This window comes from Holophagales bacterium (genome assembly GCA_016719485.1).
Lineage (GTDB): Bacteria > Acidobacteriota > Thermoanaerobaculia > UBA5066 > UBA5066 > UBA5066.
On the sequence record JADJZB010000025.1, the window covers coordinates 1 to 13,506 of the forward strand.

General features: G+C 71.4%; 15 protein-coding genes, 2 tRNA genes and 1 pseudogene. 3 read left to right on the plus strand and 15 right to left on the minus strand.

The window, feature by feature from the left end; translation table 11 throughout:
• Positions 1 to 549: 549 nt before the first annotated feature.
• The 3 genes from IPN03_17295 to IPN03_17305 form a co-directional block, all read right to left on the minus strand.
• Positions 550 to 1,380: a PD40 domain-containing protein gene (locus tag IPN03_17295; GenBank protein MBK9375421.1), complete on the minus strand. Its 831-nt coding sequence runs from the start codon at positions 1,378 to 1,380 to the stop codon at positions 550 to 552.
• A 301-nt stretch (positions 1,381 to 1,681) separates the two neighbouring features.
• Entirely contained in the window at positions 1,682 to 1,993 is a 312-nt protein-coding gene (locus IPN03_17300; GenBank protein ID MBK9375422.1) for a PD40 domain-containing protein, read from the minus strand.
• 133 nt (positions 1,994 to 2,126) lie between these two features.
• The gene (locus IPN03_17305; GenBank protein MBK9375423.1) at positions 2,127 to 2,393 is read right to left on the minus strand and encodes a PD40 domain-containing protein; all 267 of its coding nucleotides are present in this window, start codon (positions 2,391 to 2,393) and stop codon (positions 2,127 to 2,129) included.
• 1,073 nt (positions 2,394 to 3,466) lie between these two features.
• Here IPN03_17305 and IPN03_17310 point away from each other — a divergent pair.
• Positions 3,467 to 4,578: pseudogene (locus IPN03_17310) on the plus strand (trypsin-like peptidase domain-containing protein).
• A gap of 9 nt (positions 4,579 to 4,587) precedes the next feature.
• Here IPN03_17310 and IPN03_17315 read toward each other — a convergent pair.
• The 9 genes from IPN03_17315 to IPN03_17355 form a co-directional block, all read right to left on the minus strand.
• On the minus strand, positions 4,588 to 4,950 hold the full coding sequence (locus IPN03_17315; protein MBK9375424.1) for a hypothetical protein: 363 nt from the start codon (positions 4,948 to 4,950) through the stop codon (positions 4,588 to 4,590).
• Complete coding sequence (locus IPN03_17320; protein MBK9375425.1) at positions 4,947 to 5,666, minus strand: hypothetical protein; 720 nt, start codon at positions 5,664 to 5,666, stop codon at positions 4,947 to 4,949. The genes IPN03_17315 and IPN03_17320 overlap by 4 nt, the downstream gene beginning before the upstream one ends.
• A complete protein-coding gene (locus IPN03_17325; protein MBK9375426.1) occupies positions 5,578 to 5,847 on the minus strand; it encodes a hypothetical protein in 270 nt (89 codons plus the stop codon). The genes IPN03_17320 and IPN03_17325 overlap by 89 nt, the downstream gene beginning before the upstream one ends.
• Positions 5,848 to 5,889: 42 nt before the next feature.
• Positions 5,890 to 6,132, minus strand: a complete 243-nt coding sequence (locus IPN03_17330) for a hypothetical protein (GenBank protein ID MBK9375427.1) — start codon at positions 6,130 to 6,132, stop codon at positions 5,890 to 5,892.
• A complete protein-coding gene (locus IPN03_17335) occupies positions 6,129 to 6,629 on the minus strand; it encodes a hypothetical protein (protein MBK9375428.1) in 501 nt (166 codons plus the stop codon). Before IPN03_17335 ends, IPN03_17330 begins: the two co-directional genes overlap by 4 nt.
• Positions 6,630 to 6,702: 73 nt before the next feature.
• Entirely contained in the window at positions 6,703 to 7,797 is a 1,095-nt protein-coding gene (locus IPN03_17340) for a hypothetical protein (protein MBK9375429.1), read from the minus strand.
• 7 nt (positions 7,798 to 7,804) lie between these two features.
• Positions 7,805 to 8,635 (minus strand): alpha/beta fold hydrolase, encoded by an 831-nt coding sequence (locus IPN03_17345; protein MBK9375430.1) that lies wholly within the window; start codon positions 8,633 to 8,635, stop codon positions 7,805 to 7,807.
• 51 nt (positions 8,636 to 8,686) lie between these two features.
• Positions 8,687 to 9,010, minus strand: coding sequence for a hypothetical protein (locus IPN03_17350; GenBank protein ID MBK9375431.1), 324 nt, complete (start codon positions 9,008 to 9,010; stop codon positions 8,687 to 8,689).
• Complete coding sequence (locus IPN03_17355) at positions 9,007 to 10,338, minus strand: hypothetical protein (GenBank protein MBK9375432.1); 1,332 nt, start codon at positions 10,336 to 10,338, stop codon at positions 9,007 to 9,009. Before IPN03_17355 ends, IPN03_17350 begins: the two co-directional genes overlap by 4 nt.
• A 165-nt stretch (positions 10,339 to 10,503) precedes the next feature.
• Between IPN03_17355 and IPN03_17360 the strand changes: the two genes are divergently transcribed.
• On the plus strand, positions 10,504 to 11,262 hold the full coding sequence (locus IPN03_17360) for a hypothetical protein (protein MBK9375433.1): 759 nt from the start codon (positions 10,504 to 10,506) through the stop codon (positions 11,260 to 11,262).
• A gap of 88 nt (positions 11,263 to 11,350) precedes the next feature.
• Here the strand turns inward: IPN03_17360 and IPN03_17365 are convergent.
• A tRNA-Arg gene (locus IPN03_17365) sits at positions 11,351 to 11,428 on the minus strand.
• 22 nt (positions 11,429 to 11,450) lie between these two features.
• Positions 11,451 to 11,526 (minus strand) — tRNA-His (locus tag IPN03_17370).
• Between the two features lie 77 nt (positions 11,527 to 11,603).
• Here IPN03_17370 and IPN03_17375 point away from each other — a divergent pair.
• Positions 11,604 to 12,917 carry a dicarboxylate/amino acid:cation symporter gene (locus IPN03_17375; GenBank protein MBK9375434.1) on the plus strand — a complete coding sequence of 438 codons (1,314 nt, stop codon included), beginning with the start codon at positions 11,604 to 11,606 and terminating at the stop codon, positions 12,915 to 12,917.
• A gap of 63 nt (positions 12,918 to 12,980) precedes the next feature.
• Here IPN03_17375 and IPN03_17380 read toward each other — a convergent pair whose 3' ends face one another.
• On the minus strand, positions 12,981 to 13,484 hold the full coding sequence (locus tag IPN03_17380; protein ID MBK9375435.1) for an SIS domain-containing protein: 504 nt from the start codon (positions 13,482 to 13,484) through the stop codon (positions 12,981 to 12,983).
• Between the last annotated feature and the right edge of the window lie 22 nt (positions 13,485 to 13,506).

Consider the following 13,506-nt stretch of genomic DNA (forward strand, 5'->3'; position numbering starts at 1 on the left):
CTTCCGACGAGCCGGCGGGCGAGCCCCGACCCAGACGGAGGTCCTCGACGTAGTCTACGACGAGGTCTCGGCGGCCTCGCCCGCGACGTCGTGCGGCGGCTCGCCGAGGCCCCTGCGCCCTGACCGGTCGCCGCCGTCAGCCTTCCGCCAGCCGGGCGGCCATCCGCGGTGGCCATCCGCTTCCCTCGTCCGCGTCGAGCCGGGCCGCTCGGCCAGTCGATGCCGAGCCTGTGCCTGGCGTCGGGCCTCGGGATGACGTAAGTGGACGTGCGGCACTGCCCTGTGCAGGCGCCGTTGTTCTGGGAGGACGTTGCAGTCGCGCGCGTGCCGGTCGCGGCCATCACGGCGCGGGCGATGCGCGGAAGGACCTGTTCTATGGCCGCCGCCGACTCCTCGGAAAGCGCGTCGAGCGTGGCCGCCGGCTCCTGCGGGACGACGAGCGTGTGACCTGGCGCGAGGGCGCGATGTCGAGGAACGCGAAGACCATCACGTCTCGTAGACCCGGTGGCTCGGGATCTCCCGGATGATCCGCGTGGCGATCGTCTCTGCTCACGGCTTGCCTCCGGCCTCTTCTCCTGGCCGCCCTTCGACGTGACATCTCGACGAGCCATATGTTCCCGGTCGTCTCGGCGAGCCTGTAGTAGATGGCGTCGCCGGTCGGCGACCAGGCGGTGAAGCGGACGTGTAGGTATTGAGGCGGCGATTCGCCGTTTGCGTGCGATCCGTCTTCCCGTCGCGGGAGACCCATCCCACGTTCCAGATGCCGTCGCGCAGGCCGGCGAAGGCGATCTTCGAGCCGTCCGGCGAGAACGAGTAGGGCCAGCTCTGCCCCGGCCCGCGGGTCAGCTGGACTGGCGTCTCGCCGGTGGCGGGAACCGTGAAGACGTGGACGTCCTCTTCGCGCTTGGCCTCGAAGGCGAGCGTCGTGCCGTCGGGAGCCCAGCACGGGAACGCGGCGAGCTCGGTGTCGGAGGTGATCTGCCGCGGCGTCCCGCCGGGAGCTCGGCGACCCAGACGTTCAGCGTCGTCCTCCGCGGCTGGAGTGGAACGCGACCTTCGTGCCGTCCGGCGAGATGCGCATCGCGTCGTGCCCCGGCCGGTGTCGGCGACCACGTCCTCCCGCCGCCCCGTCGCGAGGTCGAGGGAGAAGAAGGCGCGGTGGCCGCGCCGGAGCGACATGAACCCGAGCCGGCGGTCTCCGCCGAACCAGTGCGGGTAGTCGTCGTCGGAGGGATCGGTCGTCTGAACGCCGTCTCCGCCGTCGGCGCTGACGATCCAGATGTCCTGGTTCGCGCCGGGCCTCCAGCGCCGGGAGAGCGCGATCTGCTTGCCGTCGTTCGAGACGGCTGACGGGGAGTTCCGCCCTGTCTCGCGCGTCACGGCCGATCCTGGGCCGCGCCTCTCCCCGCGCGTCGAGGCAATTTGGGGATGTTGCTGGCCATCGCGAGGCTGGCGTAGGCGAGCTTGGGTGCCGTCGCGCGAGACCGCCAGCTGCTTGACCCAGCCGAGCCCCGCGACACCGAACGTCGCGATCTCCTCCGGAGCGCGGAGGGCCTTCCCCTGTCTGTGTCGCGACCTGCGCCGGTAGACCTGACGCTCCAGTTTTCCGACCAGCACGGGAAGAGGACGGCGCCGCCGTCAGCCCCCGGTATACCGGGTCGTAGCATTCGCCCGTCTTTCGTCACCTTCGCCGGCCCCTGAGCCGTCCACGCCGACGGGCCCAGATCTCGGAGGACGTGCGGTTGTAGCTGGCGAAGGGCGGATCCAGCTTGCCGTCGGGCGACCAGGCTGCTGCGCCGTGCCTGCCGCTCGGGCGCCCCACCTGCGTCAGGGCAAGGCGCGGCGGCGAACCGTCGAGGGGGGCCGATCCAGGAGGACGGAGGGGGAGCGCGCCGAGCGAGTTCGCCGCGAAGTCGACCCCACCGACCCTGACTCCGAAGACGAGGGCCTTGCCGTCGGGCGAGAACGAGGGACGCGAGCCGAACGTCGTCACGGGCGCGGCACGCCACCGAGGGCGGCACGAGCCACACGCCGCCGACGCTCGGGACGTGGTAGGGGATCGTCTCGCCGTCGGGCGACCGGAAGCCGGGAGTGAGGTTCTGCCGGCCGGCCGTCGTGAGCTGATCTCACGGCTTCCCGATGCCAGGGGCCGGCGGTAGATTCCCGAATCCGTCCGACCGGTCGGACGCGTAGGCCAGGGCTCTGCCGTCGGGCGAGAAGGCGGGAAAGACGTCGAGGCCGGCGGATGAGGTCAGCTGGACTTCGGTCTGGAGGGGCGGCCCTCCCTGGAAGACCTGGCCCCCGCCCCGACCGAAACCAGGAGGAACGACGCACCGGCGACGGCCGTGCGAGGAGGCACGCCCCCACGGCGAAGAGCGAGTCCCGCCGTTCATGGCTTCCGGGGCCGGCAACGCTCGAGGGGGCGCTGACATCGTCGGGAACCGCGCGGGTACGCGGTGCGGGCGGGTGCGGCTGCGCCGAGCTCCCAGCCCCTGGTGGTGCCAGCACCGCCTCGATCGCGGCGGCTATCTCGCGCATCGAGGCGAATCAAGCTGGGCTAACCCCCGTGAGGGCCCGGTCCGCGACTTCGGCGAACCTCGACGACGCCGCTTCTGAAGCTTTGAATCGGCGGGTGCCTGAGGTGGAGGATGGCGTACATGACGTCGACCGCTGCCCCTTCGAAGGGGAGCTTTCCCGGCCAGGAGCTCGTAGAAGACGATGCCGAGGGAGAAAGATGTCGCTGCGCGCGTCGACCTTCTTCCCGCTCGCCTGCTCGGGGACATGTACTGCGCCGTGCCGACGACGAGATCCTGTCGGTCGTGAGCGACGGCTGGCTCCGTCGCCGGTCCTCCGGTACGGACTGACTTTCGCGAGGCCGAAGTCGAGAACGCGGATTCTTTCCGTCCCGGCCAACCATCAGGTTCGACGGATGTCGCGGTGGGAGGACCCCCGCCCGTGGGCGGCGACCAGTCCCTCCGCGGCCTGTGCGATCCAGCGCGCCGCCCTGGGGGCGGCGACCGGGCCCGAGAGGAGCATCGTCCTCGAGCGTCTCGGCCTCCGACGAACTCCTGGACGAGATACGGGACCCGCTCGTGCTCGCCGACGTCGTAGACGTGGACGAGGTTGGGGTGCGAGAGGAGGCCATGATCCGCCCTCGTTCTCGAACCGCGCGCGCCGGTCGGGCGTGCCGACGAGGTCTCCGGGCAGGGTCTTCAGCGCCACGATCCGGCCGAGCGACGTGTCCTCCGCGCGGTAGACCTCTCCCATCGCACCACTCCCGACGGAGGAGAGGATCCGGTACCGGCCCACGAGGGTACCGGGCGCAAGAGGACGTGAGGCTTCCGCGTTCATCGGCCTTCCAGAGATGCTCCATCGCCCTCGCAGGGGCACACTTCGAGATCTCCGTCGATCTTACTCTGGCGTCACGGTGACGGAGCGCGCCCTATACTCGCCAGCCGAGGCTCCGATGGACCACGACGACAGGGCGCTCCCGATGGCCCCGGCCCTCCCGGCGGACGGCCTCACCCTGCTCTTCTCGGTGCTTCTCCCCTTCCTGCCGCCGCCCGCAGCACGCCGCTCCGGAGCCCGAGCCGAGACCGGTGACGGCGCGGGGCGACCTCGCAGCGGACGAGAAGGCGACGATCGCCCTCTTTCGCGAGGCGAGCCCTCGGTCGTCTTCATCACGAGCCTCGCCCGCAGCCGGGCCGGCCTCTTCCGGATGGCCGAGATTCCCGGGGCGAAGGTTCGGGCTTCGTCTGGGACGCGGCCGGCCACGTCGTCACGAACTTCCACGTCATCCAGGGGCCTCTCCGCCCGCGTGACCCTCTCCGACGGCTCGACCTGATGGCTTCTCGTTCGTTGGAGCCGCTCCCGACCGCGACCTCGCCGTACTGCGCGTCTTCCCGACCGGCAAGGTGCTCACGCCGATCCTCGTCGGCACCTCGAAAGACCTCCTCGTCGGGCAGAAGGTCTTCGCCATCGGCAACCCGTTCGGCCTCGACCAGTCGCTCTCGACCGGTGTCGTGAGCGCCCTCGGGCGATCGATCGGAGTCGGTGACGGGACGGCAGATCGAGGGCGTCATCCAGACCGACGCCGCCATCAACCCGGGAACTCCGGGGACCGCTGCTCGACAGCGCGGGCCGCCTCATCGGCGTGAACACGGCTATCGCGTCGACGAGCGGGTCGAGCGCCGGCATCGGCTCGCGGTCCCGGTCGATACCGTGAACCAGATCGTCCCGCAGCTGATCCAGCACGGGCGCGTCATCCGCCCGCAGCTCGGCGTCACGCTGGCCGACGACGCCGTCGCCGCCCGTCTCGGCATCGAGGGCGCGCTCGTCCTGTCGGTGGCGCCGGGACGGGCGCCGCAGCGGGCAGGGCTGCGCGGGACGACGCGCGACGAGACCGGAGCGCTCGTCCTCGGCGACATCGTGACCCGGGCGGGCAGCGGGGAGGTCAGGTCGGCCGACGACCTGATCACCGCCCTCGAGGAGAGGAAACCCGGGGAGACGCTCGTCCTGCTCGTCCAGCGCGACGGCGAGGCCCGGCGCGTCGCCGTCACGCTCTCCGCGGCCCCCTGAAGCGGCGCCTCAGGCGGGCACGTCCGCCGGAAGACGGATCTCGAACGTCGAGCCGGTTCCGGGATCACTCTCCACGGTGACCCGCCCCCCCATCAGCTCGCAGAGCTGCCGGGTGATGGCGAGACCGAGGCCTGTGCCGCCCTCCCGCCGCGCCGTCGAGAGGTCGGCCTGCGAGAAGGGCTCGAAGATGTTCGCGAGCTCGTCCGGGTGAATGCCGACCCGGTGTCCGTGACGCGGAACGAGACCCACGACCGGCCCTTCGTCGACGAACCGGCGGACCTCCAGCTCGACCGTCCCGTCCTGCGTGAACCGGCAGGCGTTGGAAAGGAGGTTGAAGAGGCACTGGCGCACCTTCCGCGGGTCCGACGTCATCGTGTCCTCTCCGCGGGGCACCGGACGACCAGCGCGTTGCGGTTCTTCGCCAGGAGCGGCCTGACGATCGCGGTCGTCTCCTCGACGAGGAGAGCCAGTGGGAAGGTCGCGAGCTCGAGGTCGAGGCGCCCCGCCTCGACCTTGGGCAGGTCGAGAACCGAGCTGACGAGCTCGAGCTGGTGGAGGCCGCGGTGCGGACGCGCTCGAGGTCCCTCGCGAGGGCCGGCCGAGCCTTCCTCCGACGCCTCCTCCGAGAGCATCTCCGAGTAGCCGATGATCGCGTTCAGCGGCGTCCGCAGCTCGTGCGAGACGTTCGCCAGAAAACGGCTCTTCGTCCGGCTCGCCTCCTCGGCCTCGGCGGTGGCGCGCTCGGCGACCTCGCGGTGCCGCTCGGCATCGGCCCTCGCCTCCTCGGCCTTCGCGAGCGCCTCCTCGGCCCGAACCTTCTCCTCGGAGAGGCTGCGGGTCCGCTGCTCCACGAGGACGAGCAGCCGGGACTCCTGCGCGCGGTGCCGCGCCACGCGCCACCGCACGACTCCCACGCCGCGGCCGTCGCGAGGACGGCCAGCGCGACCCAGAACCACCACGTCTCCCACACGCGCGCGGCCTTCCGGAAAGAGAGCGCCGTCACGCTCGCCCCACTTCGCCCGCCGCGTCGGCCGCCGAGACACGAAAGACGAAGCTGCCGCTCGGCAGGTTCGTGTAGTAGGCGACACGGCGCGTCCCGACGTCGACCGCCAGGTTCTCGAGCCCGTCGAGCCGGATGCGGAAGCGGACCCTGTCGGGAGAGACGAGCGTGAGGGCGGTGTAGTGGATCTCGACCCGCCCGGTGCCGGGCGGAAGGACGAGGGGAGAGCGGAGGTCGGCCGGACGACCGTCGACGAAGACGTCCTCGATCGCGACCCGCGGGTGCGGCCCGAGGCCCGAATCCGCGCCGGGTCAAGGACGGCGACGCCCCGGAACGTCGGGAACCAGAGACGCCCGTCCGCGCCCACGAAGCCCGCGGGCTGCTGGCCGCCCGCCGCGCTCGCGTTGCGCATCCCGTCGGATGTCCCGGAAGGCCACGGACCGCAGGCTCACGGCCCGGCCGTCGGCCACGGCGTCGAGCTCCTCGCGGGACACCCGGAAGACCCCCTTGTTGCAGGTCATCCAGAAGGAGCCCTTCCCGTCGTCGAGGATCACCTGACGAGGTCGTCGAAGAGCCCGTCGCGCGTCAGACCTGCGCGACCTTTCCCGCCGCGGATGCGGTTCAGGCCGCCGCCTGAGGTGCCGGCCCAGACGGTTCCGTCCGGTTCGGCCCTCAGCGCGATGACGCGGTTGCTCGAGAGCCCGTTCTCCGTCGTGAAGACCTGACCCCGTCCTCGGCCAGCCGCGTCACGCCGCCCCCGGACGAGGCGAGCCAGATCGCGCCGTCGTTCCCTCGGCGATCGCGACGAAGCGCCCCGTCGGAAGCCCGTCGGCGACGGTGAATATCTCAGGCTGCCGTTCGGGGCCACGCGCGTCAGCCCTCCTCCGATCGTCGCGATCCAGACGTTCCTGCCGCGGTCCTCGAGGAACGCTCGCACGTCGTGGTGCGGGAGGCCCTCTGCGGGACTGAGGAGCGTGAAGCGCCCGCCCGCGAACCGCGCGGCCCCTCCCAGGTTCGTCCCGACCCAGAGGGTCCCGTTCCGGTCCTCCATGAGCGCCGAGACGTGGTCGCTCGGCAGGCCGTCGGCCTCCGAAACGAGGTGACACGGCCCTCCTTCAGCCGGTTCAGGCCTCCCCCGCGGTGGCGATCCAGACCGAGCCGTCGCGCCCCTCGCAGAGCGCGCGCACGTTGTCGTTCGTCAGCCCCTCGCGCGTCGTGTAGGTCAGGAATTTCCCGTCGCGGAGCCGGTTGAGGCCGCCGACCCACGTGCCGATCCAGAGGCTCCCTCGTCGTCCGTGGTGACGGCCCAGACCTGGTCGTTCGAGAGGCCCTCGCGCGTCCTGATGACTTCCGCGACGCCGTCCTTCAGCCGGCCGACCCCGGCACCCCCACGTCCCGAACCAGACCGTTCCTCCCGCGTCGACGTGGACCGAGGTGACCTGGTTGGAGGGAAAGCCGGTCCTCTCCCGGTACGGCGTCGACGTCGCCCTTGACGAGGGTGAGGCCCCCTCCGGACGTGGCGACCCAGACGCCGCCGTCCGTGTCGGGCGCCAGGCCCGGACCAGGCCCGATCCGAGGACCTCCTCGCCGACGACCCGCTCGACGCGTCCGCTCCGAACGACCGCCGCCCCCTTGCCCGTCGTCCTGACCCAGAGGGCACCGGACGGATCGAACGCGAGCACCCGTACGTGCCCGATCGGAAGGCCCTCTCCAATCCCGATCCGCTGCACGACCCGGCCGCCCGAGAGCCGTTGGACTCCGTTCCCGTCTCCGCCGATCCAGGCGTCCCCCGCCGCGTCGAACACGATCGACCAGACGACGAGGCTGCCGAGGCCCTCGGCGCTGCCGATCGACGCGAACGTTCCGTCGCGGCGGCGGCAGAGGATCCCGCCGCCGTTCGTGCCCGCCCAGAGCGTCCCGTCGGGCCCCTCGGCGAGGGAGATGATCGAGTTGTGCTTCAGCTCGGGCGTGTTGCGCCGGTCGTAGGTCGTGAAGCGCGCCCCGTCGAACCGGACGAGCCCCTCCTGGGTGCCGACCCAGAGATAGCCGTCCCGGCCGCGCAGGACCGCCTGGACCGTGTTCTGCGGCAGCCCCTGTTCCTGCTGCCAGACGTCGAGGCCGTACTGGGAAAGGCGCTTGCCGGGCTCCAGCCCCTCCGCGACGCCCGCTGCGAGGAGCACGACCGCGAGGAGGCCGAGGGCCGTCGTCCTTCGAAACACGCGCGGATCATAGGCGGGCACTCCTGCCTTCCGGCCCGCCGGCACGGATCCAGCCGCGGCAGCGATCGAGGAAGGCGCGCAGCTTCGGGAGGAACTCCTCGGGGTGCTCGAGCGGGGCCAGGTGGGCTCCCGGCAGCGTCAGGAGCTCGACCCACGGCGCGTTCACCGCAGCATCCACCATCTGCTCGGAGGCCGACGGCGGCGTCAGCTCGTCGTCGTCGCCGACGGCAGCCAGGAACGGAACGGCCAGCGTCCTGAGGACGTCGAAACGGTCGACCCTTCCGGCCATCCCCCGCTGGTCCGCGGCCGCCGTCGCCGGCGGCGTCGCGAGGAACATGGTCCGGACCAGCTGCTCGAGCGCGCCCCCGCGCGACTCGGGGACGAGGAACTGCGGGAGCATCTTCGAAAGGAGGGGCTCCATGCCGTCCTTCTCGATCGCGGCGGCCGAGTCCGCGCGCTTCGCCTTCCCGGCGTCGTCGTCGGCGTTTGCACGCGAGTCGCAGAGGACGAGCCCCCGCAGCCGCGCACGCAGGCTGGCGTCGAGCCGCGCGAGGAGCTCGAGCGCGACGTAGCCCCCCATCGAGAGCCCCATCACGACGAACGGCTCGTCGCCGGGCAGCCCTTCGAGGACGTCCCGGGCGAGAAGGGACATCGCGTGAACGGGTTCGGCCGTTCGGCCCGAACCGCCTCGACCACGGAAGTCGGGCGCCGTCACGGCGACACCCGCCCCGAGCTGGCCCGCCGCGGCGGCCGCCTTCACGAGGCCCCACATGCGGCCGTCGAGAGGAAACGCGTGGAGGGCGAGGAGGCGGAGGGACGAGGGCTGCTCTCGGGTCATTCCGGGAGGATAGACCTGCTCGATCCGGCAGCCGTCACGCCGGGCCGGACCTCACTCACCCGGCTGAGGCAGCCTGTAGACGAGACCGGTGTCGCTCCCTTCGGGATGGCTGTCGCGCAGCGCGAGCGCTCTCAGGGCGGGCTCGTCCGCGAGCCACGTGTCGAACTCGCTCTTGCCGGTCACGACCCAGCCGCCCGGGTTCTTCCCGAGCCACGCCAGGAGGGCCTCGGGCGTCTTCACCCACTCGACCCTGCGGTCGAGGACGACGAGGGCGTAGCACCGGAACCGGTTGCTCGCGTAGGCCAGGGGCTCGCCGGCCGACACGTGCGGGCGCAGCCTCTCGTAGAGCGGACGGGCGGTCTTGCGTACGTTCAAGGCAGGGAAGCCCTTCGCCCCGAGCGCCGCCTCCGCGAGCCAGAGCCCGGCGGCGAGCGCGAACGCCGCCCCCGCGATCTCCCGCCGCCGCCGGGCGAGGACGACGAGCGCCACGACGGCTCCGAGGCCGAGCGGTACGGCGATCCACGGGACGAGGTGCGCGTCGGAGGGCACCTTCCTCGCCGCGACCGGGTAGAGGGGCGGCGGCCGCCAGGACGAGAACGATCGCGAGGACCGCCAGGATTGCCCGCACGGCCCGCCGGGCCCGATGCGCCGCATCGTCCTCCGCCTCTCATGCGCGCCACGAAGAGCGCGAGGACGGCGGCGACGAACGGGTAGAGGAAGAGGAGGTACTTGCCCTGCTTCGATCGCGAGATGGAGAGGAGGACGAAGACGGCTCCGACGGCCCGGAGCACCGACGCGAGACGCGGGTTCGCGGCGAGCTCTCCCCGCCTCCAGAGGACGACGATGGCCACGACCGCGGGGAGGGTCCAGGGGAAGAAGTCGACCCAGACCTTCTCGACCGCGTAGTACCAGAAGGGGTGGATGTGGTCCCAGGCCGCGGCGAACCGCACGAGGTTGTGCCGGATGAGGAGCTCGTACGCGTAGTCCCACCCGAAGCGGCGGATGGCGAGGACGTACCAGGGGGCCGCGACGAGCGCCACGACGATCGCGGCACGCACGGGGTAGAGAACCCGAACAGGACGCAGCGAGCGGGTCGCGGCGACCGACACTCCCGCCACGAGGACGGAGATCGCGATCGCGAGCGGCCCCTTCGTCAGGACGGCGAGGCCGAGGAGGACGTGCCCGCCGAACGCCAGCCAGGGCCGCGGCGCGTCGTCGTTCTCGAGCCGGAGCTGGACCAGGAGAGCCCCGGCGAGGAGCCCCGAGAAGAGGGCGTCCATCTGGAGGAACTGCGCCTGCCAGAAGGTGAGCGGCGCGACGGCGATCGCCGCCCCGGCGAGCCACCGGTCGCGCGGGGCCCCGAGCCAGGCCGCGGCCTTCACGGCGACGAGGACGAGGAGGATCGTCCCGACGAGCGAGGGAACGCGGCTTCCGAACGGCGTGAGGTCGCCCCCGGTGAACGGCGTCGTCGCGGCGGCCGCCCAGTAGGTCAGGATCGGCTTCTCGGGGAAGGGGACGCCGTTCTGGTACGGAACCACGTAGTCGCCGCGCTGCACCATCTCGCGCGTGTGCTGGGCGTAGTCGGGTTCGTCGGGCCGCCAGTAGTCGCGTCCCCACGCGGCGATCGCCGCAGGCATCAGGGCGGCCACGACGAAGAGCGCCAGCAGGACGAAGGGCGCGGGCTTTCTGAGCGGGATGGTCATTGGCCGTCCGGATGGTAGAGCAGACGGCGAGCCGGCGCATCCCGACGGCCTGTCCCGGCGCCACCGGCCGTTTCGGATCACGTGGCAGGCCGACGCCCGTGAATCGTTCGAGATCCCGGGGTTAAGCTCGTCGTGCGCTCACCCTGGATCGAAGGAGGTTTCGCAATGAGGAAGCCGTGGGCCGCGGTCGTCCTGCTCGCATGCACCTCCAGCCTTCTCTTCGCGTGCAAGGCTCGCGAGGAAGCCCCACCCCCGGCGCGGGAGACGGCTCCTCCTCCCTCCGAGGCCGCTGCGGACGCCGCCCCGCAGGTCGCAGCGCCCTCCGAGCCGGCTCCTGTCGACGCTGCGCCCCAGCCGGCGGCAAGCCCGGAGGCCGCCGCGCGGCCCGGCGCGCCGGAGCGTCCGCCCCGGAGCGCCCCGCCGAGACCGGCCGAGACCGGTCCGAGGACGCCGACGGCGGGCCAGGCACCGAAGGCTGCAGAAGCCGCCGCGGCCCCTGCCCCTCCTCCCGCTACCCCGGCCCCGACTCCCCCACCTGCAGCTCCCCAGGCGGCCCCTGCGGCGCCGGCTCCCGCGGCGGCGAGGCCGGCTCCCGGAATCGCCGACCCGGGCGGCGAAGTCGCGGTGACACCGGGGAAAGCCGGCCTCGCGCGCATCGGGGCCGAGAAGTGCAAGCTCTGCCACAAGCTGCAGTACACCTCCTGGGCCGACTCGGGCCACGCCAGGCGCAAGCCCGCCCTGGACTGCGAGAGCTGCCACGGCCCCGGAAGCGAGTACAAGTCGCTGGCGGTGATGAAGGATCCGGCGAAGGCGAAGGCGGCCGGACTCGTCGAGCCGGGCGCGGCCTTCTGCGGAAAGTGCCACACGGGAGCGTGGGATCCCGCTCTCCTCGCGAAGGTCCACGCGCACAAGGCCGCCCCGTAGCACTCCGGCGCCGCCCGGACGGTCGGTCCCCGGGTCCCTCCGCCGCTCGACGAAAAAAGGCCGCCCGAAGGCGGCCTGATCTCGTGGGTGGTGCGCCCGCCGCGATTCGAACGCGGGACCTTTAGATCCGGAGTCTAACGCTCTATCCGGGCTGAGCTACGGGCGCGTATGCGAAAGAGCGGTGAAATTGGGGTGAGAGACGGGGATCGAACCCGCGACCACCGGAACCACAATCCGGCGCTCTACCGACTGAGCTACTCTCACCGCGCTCATTCGGACGGCGGAGGATATCAGAAAAGCACTGGCCCGCCAGCCTCGCCGGGATGGCATCCTTCCACGCCATGACATCCACCGACGGTGCAACGCCTTCCACGGCTCCCTCCGAGGGCGCCCTGTCGAACCGCATCCTCCTCGGCCTCCTCCTCGGCGCGGTCTGCGGCATCGGCGCGAACCTCTACCTGGTGCCGCGCGTCCCCGACGCCGTGGAGGCCGCGAACCGGTGGGTCTTCGTGCCGGTCGGGCAGATCTTTCTCCGGATGCTCTTCATGGTCGTCATCCCGCTCGTCTTCAGCTCCCTGGCTCTCGGCGTCGCGAGCCTCGGCGACCTGAAACGGCTCGGGCGGGTGGGTGGCCGGACGATGGGCTACTTCTTCACCGTCACCGCGTTCTCGGTGGCGATCGGTCTCGTCCTCGTCAACGTCCTGAAGCCCGGCGAGGGGCTCCCGGCCGGGACGCGCGAGAGGCTCCTGGAGACCTATCGCGGCGAGGCGGCCTCGAAGATGGAGTCCGCCGGCAAGGCCGAGTTCGGGCCTTCGCTCCTCGTCAACATCGTGCCGCGCAACCCCGTCGACGCCGCGGCGAGGGGCGACATGCTCCCGGTCATCTTCTTCGCCCTCCTCTTCGGCATCGGCGTCACGAAGCTCGCGCCCGAGAAGAACGGGCTCTGGATGAAGCTCCTCGAGGGGCTCGCCGACGTCACCGTGGTCATCATCGGCATGGCCCTGAAGATCGCGCCGTTCGGCGTCTTCGGCCTCATCTTCTCGGTCACCTCGCGCTTCGGCTTCGACATCCTCCGGCAACTCCTGTTCTTCGTCGGGACGGTCCTGTTCGGTCTGACGCTCCTCATCCTGGGCGTCTATCCGGTCCTCCTGAAGTTCTTCGCGGGCGTCTCGCCGTGGGCCTTCCTGAAGAAGATGCGCCCCGTGATGATCACGGCCTTCTCGACGAGCTCTTCGGCGGCGACGCTCCCGACCACGATCGAGGTCTCCGAGCGCGACCTGGGCGTGCCGCCCCAGATCGCCGGCTTCGTCCTCCCGCTCGGCGCCACCATGAACATGAACGGGACGGCTCTCTTCGAGGGGATCACCTGCGTCTTCCTCGCCCAGGTCTTCGGGGTCCACCTCTCGCTCGGGCAGCAGCTCTTCGTGATCCTCCTCGCCGTCCTCACGGCGGTCGGCGCCGCGGGCGTACCGGGCGGCTCCATCCCGCTCCTCGTCCTCGTCCTCACCTCCGTCGGGGTCCCCGCAGAAGGGATCGCGGTCATCATCGGCGTCGACCGCCTCCTCGACATGGCCCGCACCGTCCCGAACGTCGTCGGCGACGCCTCCTGCGCCGTCTACGTCGCGAAGAGGGAAGGCTTCGCCCTCAAGATCTAGAGGCACGAGCCTGGGGGCTGGTCTACGTAACTACACTCTACGAGCAAGCCGTAGAATAGAAAATCAAGACCTGACCCCGTCCTCCGCCGCCTTGCAGAGGAGGTGGAGGACGGCGAGGGTGACTTCCTGGACGTGGGCGGTCTCGGCGGAGGGAACGACGAGGCCGTGATCCCACTTTGCGGCCTCGGCGGCGCCGCGGGAGCCGGTGACGAGGATCGTGACCAGGCCTCGCGCGCGGGCGGCCTCGAGCGCCTTGACGACGTTCGGGCTGGTGCCCGAGGTGGAGAGGCCGAGCGCGACGTCGCCGGGCCGGCCGAGCGCCTCGACCTGCCGGGCGAAGACGTAGTCGTACGCGTAGTCGTTCGCGCAGGCGGTGAGGATCGCCCCGTCGCACGTGAGGGCGATCGACGGGAGGCCAGGCCGGTCCTCCTTGTAGCGGACGACGAGCTCGGCGGCGAAGTGCTGCGCCTGCGTGGCGCTGCCGCCGTTGCCGAAGGCGAGGACCTTGTTTCCCGTACGGATCGCCACAGCGACGGCGGCGCACGCCGCCTCGAGCGTGGGCGTCATCGAGCCGCGCGCCGCCTGCGCG